This window comes from Alishewanella longhuensis (genome assembly GCF_014653435.1).
GTDB lineage: Bacteria > Pseudomonadota > Gammaproteobacteria > Enterobacterales > Alteromonadaceae > Alishewanella > Alishewanella longhuensis.
On the sequence record NZ_BNAO01000001.1, the window covers coordinates 912,536 to 932,896 of the forward strand.

Here is a 20,361-nt window from a genome sequence, read left to right on the forward strand (position 1 = left end):
TTGCATTACAGGTCAGCCACAGCATGTTTGAAGTAAATCCGGTTAATAACAGTATTAAAGATCTGACTGAACGCACTAATGTGCTTCGGGGGTATCTTTGACTACGATGGCAAAAAAGAGCGCTTAGAAGAAGTTTCCCGCGAACTGGAAGACTCCGCCATCTGGAATACCCCGGATAAAGCCCAGGCCCTTGGCAAAGAGCGCTCGGCGCTAGAGCAAGTGGTGGGTACTATCGACAAGCTGGATCAAGGTTTAGAAGATGTTGCTGGTTTACTGGAATTAGCAATAGAAGCGGAAGATGAAGACACCTTTGAAGAAGCCAAAGCCGAATTAGCCGATTTAGAAAAGCAATTAGGCTTGCTGGAATTTCGCCGCATGTTTTCGGGCAAAAATGATCAAAACGATTGTTATCTGGATATTCAATCTGGCTCGGGTGGTACCGAAGCGCAAGATTGGGCCAGTATCCTCATGCGGATGTATCTGCGTTGGGGTGAAGACAAAGGCTTTAAACCGGAGATTTATGAGGTCACCGACGGTGATGTCGCTGGCATTAAAGGCTGTACCATCAAGTTTAGCGGTGAATATGCTTATGGCTGGTTACGCACCGAAACCGGCGTGCACCGCTTAGTTCGGAAAAGCCCGTTTGACTCAGGCAATCGCCGTCATACGTCTTTTGCTTCGGTGTTTGTCTCGCCAGAAATTGATGACGATATCGAAATTGAGATTAACCCAGCGGACTTACGTATTGATACCTACCGCGCCTCGGGCGCCGGTGGTCAGCACGTAAACCGGACGGACTCTGCGGTACGGATCACCCACTTACCCACCAATATCGTCGTGCAGTGTCAAAACGATCGCTCGCAGCATAAAAACCGCGACAATGCCTACAAGCAACTGCGCGCCAAGCTGTACGAGTTTGAACTGCAAAAGCAAAATGCCGAGAAACAAGCTTTGGAAGACACCAAGTCGGATATCGGCTGGGGCAGTCAAATTCGCTCTTACGTGTTAGACGACTCACGCATTAAAGATTTACGTACTGGTATCGAAACCCGCAATACGCAAGCGGTACTGGATGGTAACTTAGACAAATTTATTGAAGCCAGCCTTAAAGCCGGTCTGTAATTTTAACTTACTAAGCTTAACTCACTTAGCCTTAGCTTAGATGTATTATTTTAACTCACTCAGGAATCAAAAAATGTCTGAACAGCATAACCAACATGAAGAAATTCAGGATGTTAACAAACTGATTGCTGAGCGAAAACAGAAGCTGGCTGCTATTCGTGAGCAAGGCATTGCCTTTCCTAATGATTTTCGTCGTGAGCATATTTCGGATGAAATTCATGCTAAGTACGATGCGCTAAGCAAAGAAGAACTGGAAGCGAATAAAGTTGAAGTCAGCCTGGGCGGCCGCATTATGACGCGCCGTATTATGGGTAAAGCCAGCTTTTGTACGCTGCAGGATATGGGCGGCAAGTTTCAGGTGTATGTGGCACGCGACAGCCTGCCAGAAGGCTTGTACAACGAACAGTTTAAAAAGTGGGACTTAGGCGATATCGTTGGTGTTAAAGGCCATTTATTTAAAACCCAAACCGGTGAGCTAACCGTATGGGCTAGCGAAATTCGCTTATTAACCAAAGCGTTGCGCCCACTGCCAGACAAATTCCATGGCTTAACCGATAACGAAGCGCGCTATCGCCAGCGTTATTTAGATTTGATCTCAAACGATCAATCACGCAAAACCTTTTTAGTGCGCAGCAAAACCGTCGCCTATATTCGTCGTTTCTTTAACGATCATGGCTTTTTAGAAGTCGAAACGCCGATGCTGCAAGCGATTCCGGGTGGCGCCTCAGCCCGGCCTTTTGAGACGCACCACAACGCGCTGGATATGCAAATGTTCCTGCGGATTGCGCCAGAGCTGTATTTAAAGCGCTTAGTCGTCGGTGGTTTTGAAAAGGTATTCGAGCTTAACCGTAACTTCCGTAACGAAGGCGTATCGACCCGGCATAACCCAGAATTTACCATGCTGGAGTTCTACTGGGCCTATGCTGACTATAACGACTTAATGGATCTCACCGAGAAGTTATTCCGTGGTTTAGCATTGGATGTACTGGGCAGCACTGAAGTACCTTATCAGGGCGAAGTGTTTGATTTTGGCAAGCCGTTTGCACGGATGTCGGTCACCGAATCTATTTTACACTACAATCCAGAGTTAACTATCGAGCAGTTAAATAGCCGCGAAGCGGTAGCTGCGCTGGCTAAATCGTTAGGGATTGAAGTAAAAGCTAACTACGGCCATGGCCGTATTTTAATGGAAGTGTTTGACGAGCTGGTCGAAACCAAGCTGCGGCATCCGACTTTTATTACCGAGTATCCGGCAGAAGTATCACCGCTGGCGCGTCGTAACGACGATAACCCGGAAATTACCGATCGCTTTGAATTCTTTATCGGCGGTCGTGAGCTGGGTAATGGCTTTAGCGAGTTAAATGATGCCGAAGATCAGGCCGAGCGTTTCCGCGAGCAAGTTGCTCAGAAAGACGCCGGTGATGACGAAGCCATGTTCTATGACGAAGACTTCGTTACTGCATTGGAGCACGGTTTACCGCCAACAGCAGGCCAGGGGATTGGTATCGATCGCTTAGTGATGTTGCTGGCAGATGCCGCTTCTATTCGTGATGTGATCTTGTTCCCGCATATGCGTTTACACAACGAAAAGTAATCGCTAATTCGTTTAAAAAGCCGGGCTTGGTGTATGCACTAAGCCCGGCTTTTTTGTTCTGAGTTTGGGCGCAGAAAATTATCGCTTAACCGATCAAGCCTTGGCTTGGTTATTTAAATAACCCCAAATTATTCTGACCAAACGGCATATTCATTGCCACCTGGCTCAATAAAGTGAAAGCGCCGTCCTCCCGGAAAGCTAAAAATAGCCAGGTTAACGCTAGCGCCTGCGGCTACTACTTGCTGCAGGGTCTGTTCCAGATTATTGCTATACAGCACCACCAAGGCACTGCCCTGTTCGGTGCGGGCGCAACGTTCGCTTTTATAAAAACCGCCGTCGATACCCGCATCGGTAATTGCCATATAGTCCGGACCGTAGTCTACGAAACCCCAGCCAAAGGCCTCACTAAAAAAGGCTTTGGTTGCCGCCAAGTCGCGGCAGGGCAGTTCAATATAATTAATTTTGCCATGTTGATTCATAACCAAGAGTTCCTCTTTTGGTTTTACTGATGACGACTTATGGTATAGGTTAAAGGCACTTTATCATGCAATTTATGCTGATTTTTAATCTGTTGCTGCTTATTTGCTGTATTCATACCAAATAGACACCCAGCTTAATCATAGTCCTCATTCAAGGAGTGCCGCATGCCCCGTTTAACTGCCGCCGATTTTAGTCCTGAGCTGTTAGAACTCTACGACTTTTATGTACATGGTAAGCTCAGTCGCCGCGACTTTCTGGAGCGCGCAACCAAGTATGCTATTGGCGGGATGACGGCTATTGCGGTGTTGTCGGCGTTAAGCCCAAATTATGCGCTGGCGCAGCAAATTTCGTTTAATGATCCTGAAATAGTGGCCACCTATATTCGCTATCCATCACCTAATGGCCATGGCGAAGTACGAGGTTATTTGGTGCATCCAGCCAAGTTAGACAAACCAGTGGGTGGCGTGGTGGTGGTGCATGAAAACCGCGGGCTAAATCCTTATATTGAAGATGTAGCCCGGCGAGTAGCAAAAGCGGGTTACGTAGCGCTGGCGCCAGATGGTTTAAGCTCAGTAGGCGGTTATCCAGGGAATGACGAAGAAGGGCGTGCCTTACAGCGGCAGATAGATCCAGAAAAGCTAATGAACGATTTTTTTGCGGCAATAGAGTTTTTAAAAGCCAGTGAACTGACTACCGACAAAATCGGCATTACCGGTTTTTGTTATGGCGGTGGTGTATCAAATGCCGCCGCTATTGCCTACCCGGAACTGGCGTGCGCTGTGCCGTTTTATGGCCGACAGGCCGATCCTGCGGCAGTGGCCCCGATTAAAGCACCTTTGTTGTATCATTTCGCAGAGACTGATCCTAATGTTAATGCCACCTGGTCAGCCTTTGAAGCAGTCCTAAAGGCGGCCAATAAACACTACGAAGCACATTTTTATCCTGGCACTTTTCATGGCTTTCATAATGACTCGACACCGCGTTATGACGAGGCCGCTGCCAAGTTAGCCTGGCAACGCACGCTAGACTGGTTTGCCCGCTATCTAAATGCGTAAGCTTGTCTTATCAAGACTAACTCAACGATGACTCCGGTATGCTAAACGTACCGGAATCGATGCTAGGGTATTGAAACAATCTCGCGTTAATGACTAAAAATAGCTGGCAGTGAATAGATACAGCCTAAGGTGCAACAGCCGGCGCGCTATAGGCCTCGGTTCCCCACAGCGACACAGTCGATAAGCCATGTTTAAAGCTACCCGAGGTTTCCTTTGTTGAGTAAGATAAATACATCAGCGTCTGATTTTTCGCATCGTAAATACGGCGGATTTTCATGCTCTTAAAAAATACACTCTTCGATTTGCTAAACAGCACTTCACCGTTTTTGCTTTTATCAATCTTGGTAATCATCTCGGCGGTTATAGGGCCTGTTTGCCGGCAGGAGATCGCGCTGTCAGAAGGATCTGAGAAATCCAGGTTAGCCTCAATACTGGATACATGACAAGTTACGCCGGTGACGATAGGATCAGTAAAGGCATCCAGCTTAATATCCTTGGTGGTAAAGAGCCCCAGGGACACATCACCCACTTCATTTCTATTACAGCCGATAAGTAGTGATAGCAGTAATACGCCGATAATTATTCTCATATGAGGCTCCTTAGTTCCTTTTGCTTTTCACTGCCTGCCTGGCAGTTTCGGCAATCATACCGCAAGCAGAAGGATTTTTATAATCTGACTATGATGGCATTTACGCCATACAGTTTAATTATTTTTAACTTATGGCTTGCTTTTATACTGTGTGACACCTAGTATAGTTAACTGTGTGGCACACAGTATGCGCTGCACAGTATCAGGAGCAAGAGATGACCCAATCGCAACTGGATAAAATTCGCCTGGAGCTGCGCCGTGGGGTGTTGGTGCTGGCCGTGCTAGCGTCGCTAAAAGAAGCGCATTATGGCTACTCGCTGCGCAAACAGCTAAACGACAACGGCATTGAGATTGATGAAGGCACCCTGTATCCACTGATCCGCCGCCTGGCAGAGCAGGGATTACTGGACAGTGAATGGCAGCAAGGAGAAGGACGGGAGCGGCGTTATTACCAGCTGTCTGTCAGCGGTCATACCTTGCTTGGTCAGTTAACCGAAGAATGGCAACAGCTTAATGGCGCACTGAGTAACTTACTGGGCGTGCAGCCAGAGGAGATAGCATAATGGATCTCGTTACACGTTATATCGCTGCGGTGCAGCGTGAGTTACCAGAAAATAAACGCGATGAAATTGGTCGTGAACTGAATGCCAATATCCGGGATCAGCTGGATGCGCTGGCAGAGCAAAAAGGTGAGCTTAGTGATGACGACAGCGCTGCTGTGCTACTGCAGATGGGGCATCCTCGCGACGTGGCACAGCAGTTTGTGCCACCGCAGCCGCTAATTAGCCTCGCCTATATGCCGGTGTATCGTTATACCCTGTATATGGTGCTGGGCATCCTGTTTGTGTTGCAAATTATCGCCAGCACCAGCGCCTGGCTACATAGTCAGTTTGGTTTACTGCTGTATCTGAAAAGCGTTGCCAGTGGCTTTATCGGCGATGCTTGCCTGGCGTTTACGGCGATTACTGTGACCTATATGTTATTATCGCGTGAGCCAGCAGCAGCGGCTAAAGCCAAACCAAACTGGCATCCACGGCAATTACCGGCAGTGGGGCCGGGCTGGCAGACGATTTCGCTGCAGAATATTTTTACCGATCTTGGTACCTATGCCTTTTTATTAGTGATGATCTGGTATCCGCTTTGGTTCAGCCCAGAGCAGCTTGACGCACAGCGCATTAGCCTGAGCGAGCCGGCACGGCAGTTTCTAGCCTGGTGTACACCGGTGTTGCTGGCTGGAATAGTGCTGAATATTGGGCAGCTAAAGCAGCGCTTCTGGAATCGCCCCATGCTGATGGCGAATATTCTAGTGAATAGCGCGTTGGTAGTGATCTTGCTTTATTTGGCGATTAATGTGCCGCTATTGCAAATTAAAGTGGATGTATGGCCTTATGCCTTTGACTGGGAATCGCTACAGTTCAGTATAGTGCTGTGTTTGCTCATTACGGCTTGCTTCCCAGCGTACGAGTTGGGGCGGGACCTACTACGCTTAAAGCGTTTAGCGAGTAGCCAGGTAAGGTAAATGCAGCGCCAGAAAGAACAGAGGCTGAGTTATGACTCAGCCTCTGTTGTCAATCTTAAACCACCACCTATGGCGGTGCCTGCCGTATGCTAGATCAGTGATTAATACTGCCTGCTACGCTTATTGTCGCGCACCAGCCACCACACTAAATAGGCAACGATTAAGATAGGCGCCAGTGTTACCAGAAAGGTAATGCCAATACCGATTATTGCGCCAAGTAAGCCAACCGCCAGGGCAAAAATTGTTGCAACAATAGCCAGTAGGGTGGGTAAACAGTAAATACCTACTGCAACCAATAAAATGATAACGAGTGTTCTGTTCATCTGCTGCTTCCTTCTTATGAAATGTTGGTGTGCTTTTATCTCTGCGATGTCATTATATAATCAAAAGCTGTGCCATTATTAATTTTTATATAAATCATTGGTTTATATTTTTATTGGCAACAGGGCGTTATTAAAGTCAGTGAGCTTTAGTGAATTTGACCAATAGTTAGTTAAAATTTAAAGCTATTGTTTGCGGACTAGTTTGTCTAAAAACGCCAGTGTTTTGAGGAACAGCGAATACCCAGGTAAGCGGCTACCTAGCGTTGCTATTTATTAAAAAAGTAATGGCTGTGGCAAAAAAGTATCGGCAGTTTGCCTGAAAAAAGCAGCTGCTAATTGTTGAATGAGCCGAACTACTTGCTTGGAGTGAAGCAGCCGGTATGGCTGCAACATAGGAAGAAGAGGGGCAATAAAGCGGTAAAATCAGAGCTTATTAATTTGCTCTTTTAGTTGATAAGATTTATCGGTAACAATGCTTTCCAGGGTGGCAACCCGTTGTTTTAGTTTTGTTAGCTCGTCTTGCAATGCTGCGACTTCCTGGCTGTTATTGCGGTCTTTACTGTTCATATAGGTTTTATAGCCCGAGATAGCACAGCCGCCAATAATGGCAATAGCGGCAATTTCAAAAGGTCCCATGATGTTACTCCAAATTATAAACGATTAATTTCTTCATTTAGTTGATATTTTTTGTCGGTAACTATGCTTTCCAGCGTAGCTAATCTCGCTTTTACTTGTGTTAATTCTTGCTGTAAGTCTTCATAACCTTTTCCAGATGCCAGGTGCTGATACTTATAGCGCATCTTCATTGCATCGTAAAAAACACCACCAACAATAGCTACCACTACAATCACCACAACGCCCATATCCATTTTTCTCTCCTTTTCTGCCTTTTGCAATTGACTCTATAGTACAAGTTAAAGTTGACTAAGAACCTTGCTTAAACTAAGCAAACACAATGCCATTTCGAAAAGTAAGATAAAACATAAGCTTAGGTTTTATAGGCTTAGCAGCTTTAGTTTAAAACACAAAATAATGGTCAGTATTACACTAGTCTAGTGTTAAAATTGACTAATTAAAGTGGAATTTTGTAAGCCATTATGACAACTAAAAATATAACCGACGAAGACTGGATGCGCCATGCCATGCAATTGGCCGCCAAAGCCGAAGCGGCGGGCGAAGTACCAGTAGGGGCAGTACTGGTCAAAGATCAGCAACTTATTGCTGAAGGTTGGAATCAGATGATTAGTTTACATGATCCTTCAGCGCATGCTGAAATGCAGGCGGTGCGCAGCGCCGGGCAATTGCTACAAAATTACCGGCTAATTGATTGCACGCTTTACGTGACCCTAGAGCCATGCAGTATGTGTGCAGGTATGTTGGTGCATAGCAGAGTTAAGCGGTTGGTCTATGGCGCCAGTGACTATAAAACTGGCGCAGCGGGTTCAATTATGGATCTGGTTTGTCATCCTCAGTTAAATCATCAACTTGAGGTGACTGCTGGTGTACTAGGCGAGGAGTGTGCTGCCATGTTATCGGCGTTTTTTAAAAAGCGGCGAGTACAGCAAAAGCAGCTTAAACAGCAGGCGCTGCTTCAGGTAAATGTTGAAAATAAGTCTGAAAACCGCGACGACGATGATGCAGCTTCATCGTACTGAAATTACGTTTAATTCGTCTGCGGCTGGAGGCAACATCCAGAAGCCGACGACGACGTTTTAACGCTGGTTTTTTCCGTTTTAGCATTACAACTCCTTAAGTTCTTCATATTACTTGGATAATAGGGCTGCGACGGCTGAACTACAAGCGGTTAATGTGAATTTATTATTAAAGTGGTGGTGTAATGACTTCTGGTTCAGCTAGCTGCTCAGCTGTTGCAGGCTCAGCTAATTGTTCGACTAATTTTTGCCGTTGTAGTTCCAAGCGATCTTCTAGCTGTTGTCGTTCGTCTACACCCACCAGCGTATCGTAATAGCGCCGAATGTTTTCTACGTACATAGCAGCTTCATCACCTCGGGCAAAACCAAAACGGGTATGTTGATACACTGATTTTTTACGTAACAAGGGTAAGCGTTGTTTTACTTCCAGCCATTTGTCGGGATCGGCACCATCGCGTTGCGTTAAACGGCGGGCGTCTTCTACATGGCCCCAGCCGATATTATAGGCGGCTAAGGCGAACCATAATCTATCGGGCATGGGGATCCGCTCGGGGATGCGACGCAGTAGCAGTTGTAAATAACGGCTACCGCCATCAATACTCTCTTCCGGATCGATCCGGCTGTGCACACCCATTTGTTTAGCGGTAGGCAGTGTTAACATCATTAACCCCCGCACGCCGGTTGGGCTGCGTGCTTTGGGATTCCAATGCGATTCTTGATAACTAAGAGCGGCGAGTAAGCGCCAATCTAGCTCACCAGCGTATTCGATAAACCAATCTTTATATTTAGGTAACGTTTTTTCTATCGATTGGATAAATCTTAAGGTATCAACATAGTCAAATTGCTCAATATGACCAAAATAGCGGTCTTCCAGCGTGACCAAATCACCATTTTGATAAACATGACCAAAATATTCGATCAACACACTGTATAAGCTGTCATCTTGATTTTTTTGTAATAGCCAACCAACGGGTAAGTTTTCATTTACGGTAAAAGCGATACTTAGCTGCGGAAATAACCGGCGGTTAACAGCGAGTTGATTCGAGTCGGTTAGGGTGTAAGCAATGCTACCTTCCACCACCTTTTGCAGTATTTCATCGGCATCTAGCTCGGGATCCTCGCGAAACTCAATGCTTTGCTCTTCGTTTTGTAATGCAGCCAGGCTCTCGGCATGGCTGCTATGTGCCATCACAATGATAGGTTCGTTTAAATCGGCCAATTGTCGCGGCCAGCTGTTGCCTTGCCGGAAAACTAACACTTCATTAATCCAGCGATAAGCCGGTGCGGCCCGAAAACGCTCGGTGCGGGATGGTGTTAATGTTAAGCCTCCGGCGATAAAATCCACCTGGCCTGCTGCCAGCTTTTCTTGCAGTTCTTCTAAATCAAAGCTGGGGGCTAAACTCAATTCAACACCTAGACGATCGGCCAGCGCCTTGGCCAGCTCATATTCAAAACCAGTAGGGCCATCTACGCCGATATAATAGCTGGTTGGACCATGTAAAATACCAACCCGCAAACTGTTGCGCTGATAGATCTCTGCCAATTGGCTATTGCTCTCTGGCGCAGGTGGCGCGCAGGATAGCAACAAGCAACAGCAGCAGAGTAATAACAGCATTCTTAGCATCTTCGGGGTCCGGTAAAAGTTGGCAGCGACTGTTATAGCAAACTTCTTGCAGTCAGTCAGGTTTTTCGCATATCACTTAGCGCGAATTTTCTTTATAATATGCCGCCTTTAAGAGCGTGTTAACCTTTGCTGCAAAATAAGCAGCAAAGGTTAACACGCCCTAGGTTCCACTGTCGTTCAACCAACGGAAATAAGCCTATGTTGATCCTGCGTGGTGCGCCTGCACTGTCCGAATTTAGAATTCAAAAGTTACTAGACCTTTGTGCCCAGCAAAATTTACCGGTAACGGGTATTTACGCTGAATTTATGCACTTTGCTGATTTGGCTGCGCCGTTAAGCGCCGAACAGCATGCTACTCTGGATAAGTTGTTGACCTATGGTCCAACGGTGGCCAGCCACCAACCAGTGGGGCAATTACTGTTAGTAACACCACGCCCAGGCACTATTTCGCCCTGGTCTTCTAAGGCGACTGATATCGCCCATAATTGTAATCTGCCACAGGTAAAACGCCTGGAACGCGGCATAGCCTATTATGTTGAAGGGCAAGCCGTAAGTACTGCGCAGTTAGCTCAGGTAAGCGCCTTATTGCATGATCGGATGATGGAAGCAGTCTTTACCGAGCTCACCCAAGCCGAAGCCTTGTTTGCCAAGGCTGCGCCGGGTGAACTCAGTTCGGTTGATATCCTGGGCGGTGGTCGCGAAGCCTTAGCGAAAGCCAACCTGGATTTAGGTTTGGCTCTCGCTGATGATGAAATTGATTATCTGGTCACCAATTTTCAGCAGCTCGGCCGTAACCCGAACGACATTGAACTTTATATGTTCGCGCAGGCCAACTCAGAGCATTGCCGGCACAAAATTTTTAACGCCGATTGGACTATCGACGGCGAAAAACAGCCGAAATCGCTGTTTAAAATGATTAAAAACACCTATGAACAACACCCGGAGTATGTGCTGTCTGCCTATAAAGACAACGCTGCTGTCATGGTGGGTTCAGAGGCAGGGCGCTTCTTCCCAACGCCAGAAGGTAAAGACTACCAGTATCACCACGAGCCTATTCATATCTTGATGAAGGTGGAAACCCATAACCACCCAACGGCGATCTCGCCTTACCCAGGTGCGGCTACGGGTTCTGGTGGTGAAATTCGCGATGAAGGTGCTACCGGTGTGGGCTCTAAGCCGAAAGCCGGTTTAGTCGGTTTCTCGGTATCAAACTTACGTATTCCGGGCTTTGAACAGCCGTGGGAAACCGATTTTGGTAAGCCGGCGCGCATTGTTACTGCACTAGAGATTATGCTAGAAGGGCCACTAGGTGGCGCGGCTTTTAACAACGAATTTGGTCGCCCGGCAATTACCGGTTATTTCCGGACTTATGAAGAAAAAGTCACCAGCCACAATGGTGAAGAAGTACGTGGTTATCATAAGCCGATTATGATTGCCGGTGGTTTAGGTAATATCCGTGAAGATCACGTGCAAAAAGGCGATTTACCGGTAGGTGCCAAGTTAGTGGTGTTAGGTGGTCCAGCGATGAATATCGGTCTGGGCGGCGGTGCCGCTTCGTCTATGGCCTCGGGTCAGTCAGCTGAAGATCTGGACTTTGCCTCGGTACAGCGTGAGAACCCCGAAATTGAACGTCGTTGTCAGGAAGTGATCGATCGCTGCTGGCAGCTGGGTAAAGATAACCCTATCGTCTTTATCCACGACGTGGGTGCGGGTGGTTTATCTAATGCTTTCCCAGAGTTAGTTAATGACGGTGGTGTTGGCGGTAAGTTTGAACTGCGCAATGTGCCTAACGATGAACCAGGCATGTCGCCATTGCAAATTTGGTGTAACGAGTCGCAAGAGCGCTATGTTATGGCCATTCCTGCCGACAAAATGCCGGTGTTTGAGCAAATTTGTAAGCGTGAACGCGCCCCTTATGCGGTAGTGGGGGAAGCTACCGCTGAGCAGCACTTAACGCTAAGCGACAGCTATTTTGGCAATACGCCCATTGATTTGCCACTGAATGTGTTGCTGGGCAAAGCACCGAAAATGCACCGCGACGTACAAAGCCTGCAGGTGCAGGGTAAGCCACTGGATCGCAGTGCTATTACCATTGCGGATGCGGCAGAGCGGTTACTGCGTTTACCGACTATTGCTGAAAAAACCTTCTTAGTGACCATTGGCGATCGTACCGTAACCGGCTTGGTGGCGCGTGATCAAATGGTCGGTCCTTGGCAGGTGCCGGTAGCTAACTGCGGCGTCACTGCTGCCAGCTACGATACTTATCATGGTGAAGCCATGGCCATGGGTGAGCGTACCCCTGTTGCCTTGTTAGATTTTGCGGCCTCTGCCCGCTTGGCGGTAGCAGAAGCGATTACCAATATCGCGGCAACGGATATTGGTGAGTTAAATCGCATTAAGCTTTCCGCAAACTGGATGGCTGCAGCCGGTCACCCAGGTGAAGATGCCGGTTTATATGCCGCTGTGAAAGCCGTGGGCGAAGAACTGTGCCCGGCGCTGAAAGTAACCATTCCGGTGGGTAAAGACTCGATGTCGATGAAAACCCGCTGGCAGCAAGACGGCGCAGAAAAAGCGGTTACCTCACCGATGTCTTTGGTGATCACCGCCTTTGCCCGCATTGAAGATGTGCGTAAAACGGTAACGCCGCAACTACGCACCGACAAAGGTGAGAGTGCCTTAGTATTAATTGACTTAGGGCAGGGCGCTAACCGTTTAGGTGGCTCTTGTTTGGCCCAGGTGTATAAGCAGTTAGGCGATAAAGCAGCGGATTTAGATAGCCCTGAGCTACTTATCAACTTCTTTAATGCCATGCAGCAATTAACCCGCGAGCAAAAGCTGCTGGCTTACCATGATCGCTCAGACGGCGGTTTATTGGTTACCCTAGCGGAAATGGCCTTTGCCGGTAAAGCTGGTATTAGTGCCGATATCAGTGCCTTAGGTGATGATGCGTTAGCCGCACTGTATAGCGAAGAGTTAGGTGCAGTGGTGCAGGTAGCGCAAGCGGATGTGGCCTATGTGCAGCAGGTGTTAGCAGCGCATCAGTTAGCGACAGTAAGCCATGTGATTGGTAGCGTAAATAATAGCGATAAGCTTGAGATCACTCAGCACGGTAAGGCTGTGTTTAGCGATAGTCGCACCCGTTTACGCTTAATTTGGGCGGAAACTACCTATCAGATGCAGGCATTACGTGATAATCCGGCTGGTGCTAAGCAAGAGTTTGACGCCAAAGCCGATCAGCAAGATCCGGGCTTAAATGTTAAACTCAGCTTTGATCAAAATGCCGATATTGCCGCACCCTTTATTTTAAAAGGTGCCGCACCTAAGGTCGCGATTTTACGCGAGCAAGGTGTTAACTCGCAGCACGAAATGGCGGCAGCCTTTAACCGTGCTGGCTTTACGGCGATTGACGTGCATATGAGCGACATCTTAGCCGGTCGGGTAAAACTGAGCGACTTTAACGGTTTAGCTGCTTGTGGCGGTTTCTCTTACGGTGACGTATTAGGTGCCGGTGAAGGTTGGGCTAAGTCGATTCTATTTAACGAGCAGGCGCGCCAAGAGTTCCAACGCTTCTTTGAACGGCAATCGACTTTTGCGTTAGGCGTTTGTAACGGTTGTCAGATGATGTCGAATCTGAAGAGCCTGATCCCGGGTGCAGAACTGTGGCCTCACTTTGTGCGCAATAAGTCAGAGCGTTTCGAAGCGCGTTTTAGCTTGGTAGAACTGCAGCAGAGCCCGTCACTATTTTTTAGTGGGATGGCAGGTTCACGGATGCCTATCGCCGTATCACACGGTGAAGGTCATGCTGAGTTTGCGAATGCGGCCGCTTTTGCAGCGGCCAATAGCAGCGGCACCATTGCCATGCGCTTTGTTGATAACTACGGTCAGGTCACTGAGCAGTACCCAGCAAACCCGAATGGCTCACCGGCAGGTATTACCGCATTGACGACTACCGATGGCCGCGTCAGCATTATGATGCCGCACCCAGAGCGGGTCTTCCGCACCGTTGCCAACTCCTGGCACCCAGATGATTGGCAAGAAGACAGCCCGTGGCTGCGGATGTTCCGTAACGCCCGTGTTTGGTTGGGATAATGCTGATTCATCACTAATAAAAAACCTGCTGCGGCAGGTTTTTTTATGAGTGATTTCTTTAGAAACAAGCTGTCTTGATATCGGTTTGGGTTATCTTGCCAGCCAAAGTAACAAGTTAGAAGCGACTCCGCGTTTTCGTTATCGGCTTTGTTAGCTGTTAAAACTTGGGTCTTTGGTTTGGGTTGGCAGATAGTGCTGTACTGCTTGATTACGGCCTTGTTCTTTTGCCTGATAAAGCAAATTGTCTGCAATTTGCATTAGCTCGCTTGAACTATAGTACTTGGCCGGATAAGAAATAGTAGCAATACCAATAGATGCCGTAACAACACCAAAAGGTGAGGTGCTATGTGGGTAGTTCAATTTATAGAGTTGTTCAGGTAAAGATAATAAGCCGGGTGCTTGCTCGGCAGGGTGCTGCTCTACTAAAATAAATTCCTCTCCACCAAAGCGAACAACTAAGAGCGCTGGATCCTGAGAGAGGAGACGGGAAATATTTACCAGTACGAGATCTCCGTCTAAATGCCCGTAGCAATCGTTATAGTATTTAAAAAAATCAATGTCTAATAATCCTAGCGACAATTGCTGCCCGGGTTGTAATGCCTGTAATTTTTGTTGCAGGCGTTGTTCAAAGCTGCGGCGGTTTAATAAGCCGGTGAGTTGATCGGTTTCAGCTTTTTGTGTCTCAAGGCGAACCGCTTTAAACTGACTACGCAGTAAAATATCCAGCTGCCGCTGCCAATTAAAACAAAGAAAAATGGTAATAGAAAGATAGAATAAACTCCAAGCAGTATCAGTAGTTGTGCAATATTTTAAGAAAGCCACACTGACAAATAATAATAACCAAAGTAGGATTTTTTGCTGAACGTTAAAGATCGGAATGACAGTAAGCGCTATTGCTACTAGCATGGGACCGCCCTCTCCAAGCTCGCCATAATATTGTGCGGCTGCATAGAATGTGACAATAAGCAGTAAAATAACAAGCGCACTTACCAGTAACCAACCTTGTAAGTAGTTATCGGCGGTTAATCTGGTAGAGTAGGGAAAGAAAATCAGCAATAGCATCGCGATGCCAGCGCGGGTTAAATTATTCAGGCTATGCCAGCTATCACCTAAAAGTAGATCCGTCAGATTAAATAACACAAGCAAGACCACACAGACTAAGACCAAACGCTGCATGGTCTGTTTGGTGCGTTGCACTATGTAGTGGCGAAAGGCCACTTCACTGGCGGCATCTAAGTAATACAGTGATGGAAACCAATGTTTAATAAAGGACATAGAGTAGAATACTGGCTGCTTTATCACAAGCATAGCAGGTTTATACGCGACTATAACAACCCTTTAAATACAGCAAAGATGACCCTGTCAGTGCCTGTACTGCTTTAATAGCTGCCCGTTATAGTTTGATTAAGATCTCTATCGCCAGCACGAGGACTGATGGATATACAGCCTGTCGTGTCATCACAACGCTGAGTTCTGATCCGTAACATGCTTCCCTGCAAATATAGGCCACTGCGTTTTAATTGCGTTACCATATTACCAAGCATGCTTTCGGTTTTAAAATCACGGCCAATAACCTGAATCACTTCCATATCATAAGATTGCTGTAAATCGGCTACCAGTTCAGCCGATTCAGGCTTAGGGGTGAGTTGGGCAATGCTTTCTCTTAAGTACGGTCTGGATTCTTCATGGCCTGATAATACCAGCGTTTTAAATAGTTGTGCTGCGCCTTCCAGATCAGGGGCTGTGGCGATACCTTCTCGCTTTAACCTTGCCAGCAAAAACATGGCATCGACCAGGCGTTTATCACTGGCCCGCTGCAACAGCGCTAATCCCTCTGTGAGATTTTCTGCTGTTGGGTCTTGGAGTAACTGCAGCGCTTTTTTATAAAGTGCTGGCGGAAATTCAAAGCGAATAGCTTTAGCAAGTAACGCCTCAGCTTCTGCGGGATCGTGCGGCGCGACAAAGCCCCGACTGTGCCATTCAGACAGCAAATAAACGGCCATGGGATGATTGTGCTGAGCTGCGCGGGTTAAGAAACTGAGAGCCCTTTTCGGATCCGCCTCGCGGCCATCACCCGTGGCATAAATCATGGACAACAAGGTCATGGCTTCAAAACTACCATAACGTGCTAGCGCGTGAAGATCTCTAATTTGTTTATCACATTGGCCGCTGCTACAGTTTGCGGCGCTGAAGGAGGTGCTGGCTTGGCTTAATGCAGGGAACAGTGCTAGCAGAATGAAAAGAGGGACAGTGTATTTAAGCCATTGCATAAAGTGTAGTCCAGACTGATTTTGTATAAAAATCAGTCTAGGATACAAAAATAGCACTGTCAATAATCAATTTTTTTACATTAGTCCCTTTAAAAAAGCCACTACACTACGGCCTAAGGCACTTAAGGCATAGCCGCCTTCCAGCATAGCGACTACCCTGCCTTGGCAATGCTTGTCAGCTAATAATTTAAGCTCGCTGGCTATCCACTGATAATCATCTTCGCGTAACATAAAATGCGCCATATCATCTTCAGCATGGCCATCAAAGCCGGCGGATATGAAAATTAATTCAGGGGCAAAGTTATCTATTGCTGGTAACCAATGCTGTTGTACTTGCTCACGCCAGGCGGTACTTTTACAACCACCGGCTAAAGGTAGGTTTATAATATGTTCGTTACTGCTGTCCGCGCCTGTATAGGGGTATAAGGGATGCTCGAAAGAAGAGCAAAATAACACCCGCGGTTCATGCTGAAAAATATCTTCAGTGCCATTACCGTGGTGTACATCAAAATCGACAATAGCAATCCGTTTTAAGCCGTACTGATTTAACGCATGCTCTGCGGCCACGGCGATATTGTTAATCAGGCAAAAGCCCATAGCCTGTTCGCGGGTAGCATGATGCCCCGGTGGCCGGATAGCACAAAACGCTTGTTGATTTGCAGCCGACATCACTTTGGCGACGGCATTAATACCGCTACCGGCTGCATGTAAGGCGGCGTTCAGGCTTTTGGGGCCCATCACCGTATCTGGATCTAGCCAAATATGCCCCTCGGTTGGCGCTTTAGCAAATAATTCATCCACATAGCGTTTGCCATGGGCTAAATACAAATCTTCCCGACTGGCTGGGCTGGCATCAAGCTGCATTACCACATATTCCATGCCAGAGCGGATCAGCTGATCATTGATAGCAGATAGCCGTTCTGGGCATTCTGGGTGATCTACGCCATTTTCGTGATAGTAACAGCTGGGGTGGCTGAAAATGGTGATGGGCATTACTTCTCTCCTGGCGGTAAATCAAGTTTCAAAAAGGCTTCTGAAGGCTCTTCGCTTTTTAGGCGGACAAAACCAGCATTCTCAAATACTCTTAACATGGGTTTATTTTCGGCCCGAACAAAGGCTTGCATTGAGGAGAGGCGACGGCTTTTCGCCACTTCAATCATCTCCGCAAGTAAGCGTTTTGCCATGCCTTTACCCTGAAACTTTTCCCGGGTTACAAAGGCGACTTCGCAGCTATTTTGGCTTTCAATCAGGTAATAACGGCCAACCGCCTGGATCTCTACCACTGAGCCTTTTTGCTTTACGATACAAAGCGCCAGATCTTTTGATTGATCGACACTGACCAGCGTACAGGACTTTTCCCGACTCATTTGGGTGGGTACTGAGTTATAGCGCATCTGCAAGGTTTCTTTGGTGTGTGAGTAGAAAAACTCTTGTAAGCGGCGCTCATCAGAAGGATTTAACGGCCTAAGATCAAAGCTATCGTTGCCGACTTTCAGTTCCTTAAAACCGACAGGCCCCAGCTCAGGTACTTCAACCGGTGTTTGCACTTGATAATGCGGCACCCAATAGTTTTTTCGTACTTCCGCCAGCAGCTGGTTGCGAAATTTAGGGTGGGCTACCCGAATTAACTCCAATGCGCGTTCGCGGATACTCTTGCCGCGCAAGGAGGCTACGCCAAACTCAGTGACAACGTAATGCACATGCGCCCGGGTAGTAACCACCCCGGCGCCTTCACGAATATGCGGTACTATGCGCGAAATGGTGCCGTTTTTGGCGGTTGAGGGCAGGGCAATAATCGGTTTACCGCCATTACTCATGGACGCGCCGCGGCTAAAATCGACCTGGCCACCAACACCGCTATAAAACTGATGGCCGATAGAGTCGGAAACCACTTGCCCGGTTAAATCGACTTCTATGGCGCTATTAATGGAGACCATGCGTTCGTTACGGGCAATATTGGCCGGCGAATTGACATATTCACTGGGGTAAAAACCAATATGCGGGTTCTGATGTACAAAATCATATAATGGCTTAGTGCCAATACAAAAGCTGGTCACGCTTTTACCCGGGTGAAAGGTTTTGCGCCTGTTATTAATTACCCCTTTTCTAATCAGCTCCAATACGCCATCAGTTAACAGCTCGGTATGCAGTCCTAAGTCTTTATGATTGCTAAGATAGCGAGTAACGGCGGCACAAATTTTACCTACGCCCACCTGGATAGTGGCACCATCTTCAATTAGTAGTGAGACATATTGACCGATACGCTCAGTGCGGGCATCCAGCTCGGGGGGCGCAACTTCAGGTAAAGGTTGCTCGGCATAGAAAAAGGCGTCTATCTCGTCTTTATGAATAAATGACTGGCCGTAGGTGACTGGCATAGAAGGGTTAACCTGGGCTATCACGATTTTAGCGGCGCGAGCTGCGGCAGCAATAACATCTACAGATACCCCCAAAGAGTGATAACCATGCTCATCGGCCGGACTGACCATGATAAGGGCGGCATCTAACGGTAAGACGCCATCGGTAAACAGGGCGGGGATATCCGTCATAAAGCAGGGCGTGTAATCGGCGCGCCCTTCTGCTACGGCATCACGAATGGTGTTGCCACCAATAAAGAAGGTGTTTACTTTAAACAGGTGCTGAAACTCCGGGCGTGCCCATTTATTGTCTGATAGCGTCACCAGTTGCACAATTTCAATATCATGCAGGCTTTTGGCATTGGCTATGAGATCGTCAATCAGCTTAGTTGGCACACTGGCGTGCGAGCCGATAAAAATGCGGTTACCGGATTTTAGTAATTGTTGCCAGTTCAATTTAGAGAGAGGACTTGGCATAACAGCTCCATGAAATTGGGATCTTTAGTCTGGATATAGTGTTTTTAACTTACGCTTCATTTTGCACCAGAGCAAATGCCCCAAAATTTCTTTTAATGTAATTCAGAAGTGATAACGAAAACAGCCCCGACTTTGGTCGAGGCTGTTTGATATGCAATAAAGGCAATAAAGATTACCCGCAGTAGCTAAGTCGCGCTTACAGTGTCCAGCGCAGACCGATCATTGCAACCAAAGGATCGATCTTAACATCGACGCTTTGTACAGTATTACCGTTCACCCGCACATGCGCTTTAGTATCGATATCAATTTTGCTCAGCATAAAATGAATACCCAGGTTGTCAGATAGCTTAACGTTGACACCCGCTTGGGCTGCTAGACCCCAGGAATTTTTTAGCTTAATGGTTACTGGATCATTGGCACCTGCAGCACCTAAAGCCACTAAAGTAGAGACCAGTTGACCGTCTGCTTCAGTGTTAAAAAAGTTGGTATAGTTTACGCCTAAGCCGACGAATGGCTGAATATTGCTGTTACCCAGGTCAAAATAGTACTGGCCTAATAAAGTAGGCGGTAAGTGTTTTGTTTTACCTATTTTTAAACCGTCAATAGCGCCATCACCCGTTATTCTGTGGGTAAAAGGTGTGGCTGCAATTAATTGTACACCCCAGTTTTTATCCAATTTGTAATCGAACGTTAAGCCTACCTGGGTATTATTATTGACCTGAACACCAGTGGAGCCTGCAGGTAAACCTGCCACCGTTTCGACGACGTTTAAGTTGCTGCTGCTATCGCTCGGCATTACGCTGATAGCGCCCACATTGACCGAAAACTCCGCCATGGCTGGCGCAGCCAATAAACCCAAACCCAAAGTAACAGCTGTTAACATTGTTTTCATTTTGATCTCCCATTAGATAAGTAAAGCTATTCTGCGCTGATTTAGCAGCAATACTTTGGGCTGGATCAAAAAAGCCCACTGGTTAGTGGGCTTTTAAAAGGCAGTTTTGTTCTGTATCAATAAATTGCAACAATCACCGTCTTAGTGCTGCTGTATTTGTTGACGTTGCTCGACTCTGGCTGAGCGGCTAGCTTCATTCCGCTGCATGCGAGGCTCTTGCTGCGGTCTGCTACTGGGTTGTGCGCGTTGCTCCTGCTGTGGCCTGCTAACTGGTTGCGCGCGTTGCTCCTGCTGTGGCCTGCTAACTGGCTGTGCGCG

The 20,361-nt window shown here is 47.3% G+C and carries 18 protein-coding genes; 7 read left to right on the forward strand and 11 right to left on the reverse strand.

What is annotated here, in order from left to right; genetic code table 11:
• Positions 1 to 23 precede the first annotated feature (23 nt).
• Positions 24 to 1,122, forward strand: a protein-coding gene (gene prfB / locus IE163_RS03885) for a peptide chain release factor 2 (RefSeq protein ID WP_189430377.1) whose coding sequence is annotated in 2 segments (ribosomal slippage) — positions 24 to 98 and positions 100 to 1,122 — 1,098 coding nt in all. Because the reading frame shifts where the segments join, the coding sequence is not laid out codon by codon here.
• 73 nt (positions 1,123 to 1,195) lie between these two features.
• Positions 1,196 to 2,716, forward strand: a complete 1,521-nt coding sequence (lysS, locus tag IE163_RS03890) for a lysine--tRNA ligase (protein ID WP_189430379.1) — start codon at positions 1,196 to 1,198, stop codon at positions 2,714 to 2,716.
• A 128-nt stretch (positions 2,717 to 2,844) separates the two neighbouring features.
• On the opposite strand, the gene IE163_RS03895 is transcribed toward lysS, so the two are convergent.
• Positions 2,845 to 3,195: a VOC family protein gene (locus tag IE163_RS03895; RefSeq protein WP_189430381.1), complete on the reverse strand. Its 351-nt coding sequence runs from the start codon at positions 3,193 to 3,195 to the stop codon at positions 2,845 to 2,847.
• A gap of 165 nt (positions 3,196 to 3,360) precedes the next feature.
• On the opposite strand from IE163_RS03895, the gene yghX reads away from it, so the two are divergent.
• Positions 3,361 to 4,251, forward strand: coding sequence for a YghX family hydrolase (gene yghX / locus IE163_RS03900; RefSeq protein WP_189430383.1), 891 nt, complete (start codon positions 3,361 to 3,363; stop codon positions 4,249 to 4,251).
• A gap of 124 nt (positions 4,252 to 4,375) precedes the next feature.
• Here yghX and IE163_RS03905 read toward each other — a convergent pair whose 3' ends face one another.
• The gene (locus IE163_RS03905) at positions 4,376 to 4,840 is read right to left on the reverse strand and encodes a CreA family protein (protein WP_189430385.1); all 465 of its coding nucleotides are present in this window, start codon (positions 4,838 to 4,840) and stop codon (positions 4,376 to 4,378) included.
• A gap of 215 nt (positions 4,841 to 5,055) precedes the next feature.
• Here IE163_RS03905 and IE163_RS03910 point away from each other — a divergent pair, with 215 nt between their 5' ends.
• A complete protein-coding gene (locus tag IE163_RS03910) occupies positions 5,056 to 5,403 on the forward strand; it encodes a PadR family transcriptional regulator (protein WP_189430387.1) in 348 nt (115 codons plus the stop codon).
• The gene (locus IE163_RS03915; RefSeq protein WP_189430389.1) at positions 5,403 to 6,359 is read left to right on the forward strand and encodes an HAAS signaling domain-containing protein; all 957 of its coding nucleotides are present in this window, start codon (positions 5,403 to 5,405) and stop codon (positions 6,357 to 6,359) included. The genes IE163_RS03910 and IE163_RS03915 overlap by 1 nt, the downstream gene beginning before the upstream one ends.
• 101 nt (positions 6,360 to 6,460) lie before the next feature.
• Here IE163_RS03915 and IE163_RS03920 read toward each other — a convergent pair whose 3' ends face one another.
• The 3 genes from IE163_RS03920 to IE163_RS03930 form a co-directional block, all read right to left on the reverse strand.
• Positions 6,461 to 6,682 carry a hypothetical protein gene (locus tag IE163_RS03920; protein ID WP_189430391.1) on the reverse strand — a complete coding sequence of 74 codons (222 nt, stop codon included), beginning with the start codon at positions 6,680 to 6,682 and terminating at the stop codon, positions 6,461 to 6,463.
• Between the two features lie 423 nt (positions 6,683 to 7,105).
• The gene (locus IE163_RS03925) at positions 7,106 to 7,318 is read right to left on the reverse strand and encodes a hypothetical protein (RefSeq protein ID WP_189430393.1); all 213 of its coding nucleotides are present in this window, start codon (positions 7,316 to 7,318) and stop codon (positions 7,106 to 7,108) included.
• A 14-nt stretch (positions 7,319 to 7,332) separates the two neighbouring features.
• Positions 7,333 to 7,551, reverse strand: coding sequence for a hypothetical protein (locus IE163_RS03930; RefSeq protein WP_229833417.1), 219 nt, complete (start codon positions 7,549 to 7,551; stop codon positions 7,333 to 7,335).
• A 228-nt stretch (positions 7,552 to 7,779) separates the two neighbouring features.
• On the opposite strand from IE163_RS03930, the gene tadA reads away from it, so the two are divergent.
• Positions 7,780 to 8,337, forward strand: coding sequence for a tRNA adenosine(34) deaminase TadA (tadA, locus tag IE163_RS03935; protein ID WP_189430403.1), 558 nt, complete (start codon positions 7,780 to 7,782; stop codon positions 8,335 to 8,337).
• Positions 8,338 to 8,503: 166 nt separating this feature from the next.
• Here the strand turns inward: tadA and mltF are convergent, their stop codons facing one another.
• Positions 8,504 to 9,958, reverse strand: a complete 1,455-nt coding sequence (gene mltF / locus IE163_RS03940; protein WP_189430404.1) for a membrane-bound lytic murein transglycosylase MltF — start codon at positions 9,956 to 9,958, stop codon at positions 8,504 to 8,506.
• 198 nt (positions 9,959 to 10,156) lie between these two features.
• Between mltF and purL the strand changes: the two genes are divergently transcribed.
• Positions 10,157 to 14,047, forward strand: a complete 3,891-nt coding sequence (gene purL, locus IE163_RS03945; RefSeq protein WP_189430406.1) for a phosphoribosylformylglycinamidine synthase — start codon at positions 10,157 to 10,159, stop codon at positions 14,045 to 14,047.
• Positions 14,048 to 14,197: 150 nt separating this feature from the next.
• Here the strand turns inward: purL and IE163_RS03950 are convergent, their stop codons facing one another.
• From IE163_RS03950 to IE163_RS03970, 5 genes are all read right to left on the reverse strand, one after another.
• Complete coding sequence (locus IE163_RS03950) at positions 14,198 to 15,322, reverse strand: GGDEF domain-containing protein (protein ID WP_189430409.1); 1,125 nt, start codon at positions 15,320 to 15,322, stop codon at positions 14,198 to 14,200.
• 104 nt (positions 15,323 to 15,426) lie between these two features.
• Positions 15,427 to 16,317: a tetratricopeptide repeat protein gene (locus tag IE163_RS03955; RefSeq protein ID WP_189430411.1), complete on the reverse strand. Its 891-nt coding sequence runs from the start codon at positions 16,315 to 16,317 to the stop codon at positions 15,427 to 15,429.
• Positions 16,318 to 16,392: 75 nt separating this feature from the next.
• Positions 16,393 to 17,310: a histone deacetylase family protein gene (locus IE163_RS03960; protein ID WP_189430413.1), complete on the reverse strand. Its 918-nt coding sequence runs from the start codon at positions 17,308 to 17,310 to the stop codon at positions 16,393 to 16,395.
• A complete protein-coding gene (locus IE163_RS03965) occupies positions 17,310 to 19,151 on the reverse strand; it encodes a bifunctional acetyl-CoA hydrolase/transferase family protein/GNAT family N-acetyltransferase (RefSeq protein ID WP_189430415.1) in 1,842 nt (613 codons plus the stop codon). Before IE163_RS03965 ends, IE163_RS03960 begins: the two co-directional genes overlap by 1 nt.
• Before the next feature lie 196 nt (positions 19,152 to 19,347).
• Positions 19,348 to 20,043 (reverse strand): OmpW/AlkL family protein, encoded by a 696-nt coding sequence (locus tag IE163_RS03970; protein WP_189430418.1) that lies wholly within the window; start codon positions 20,041 to 20,043, stop codon positions 19,348 to 19,350.
• Positions 20,044 to 20,361 lie beyond the last annotated feature (318 nt).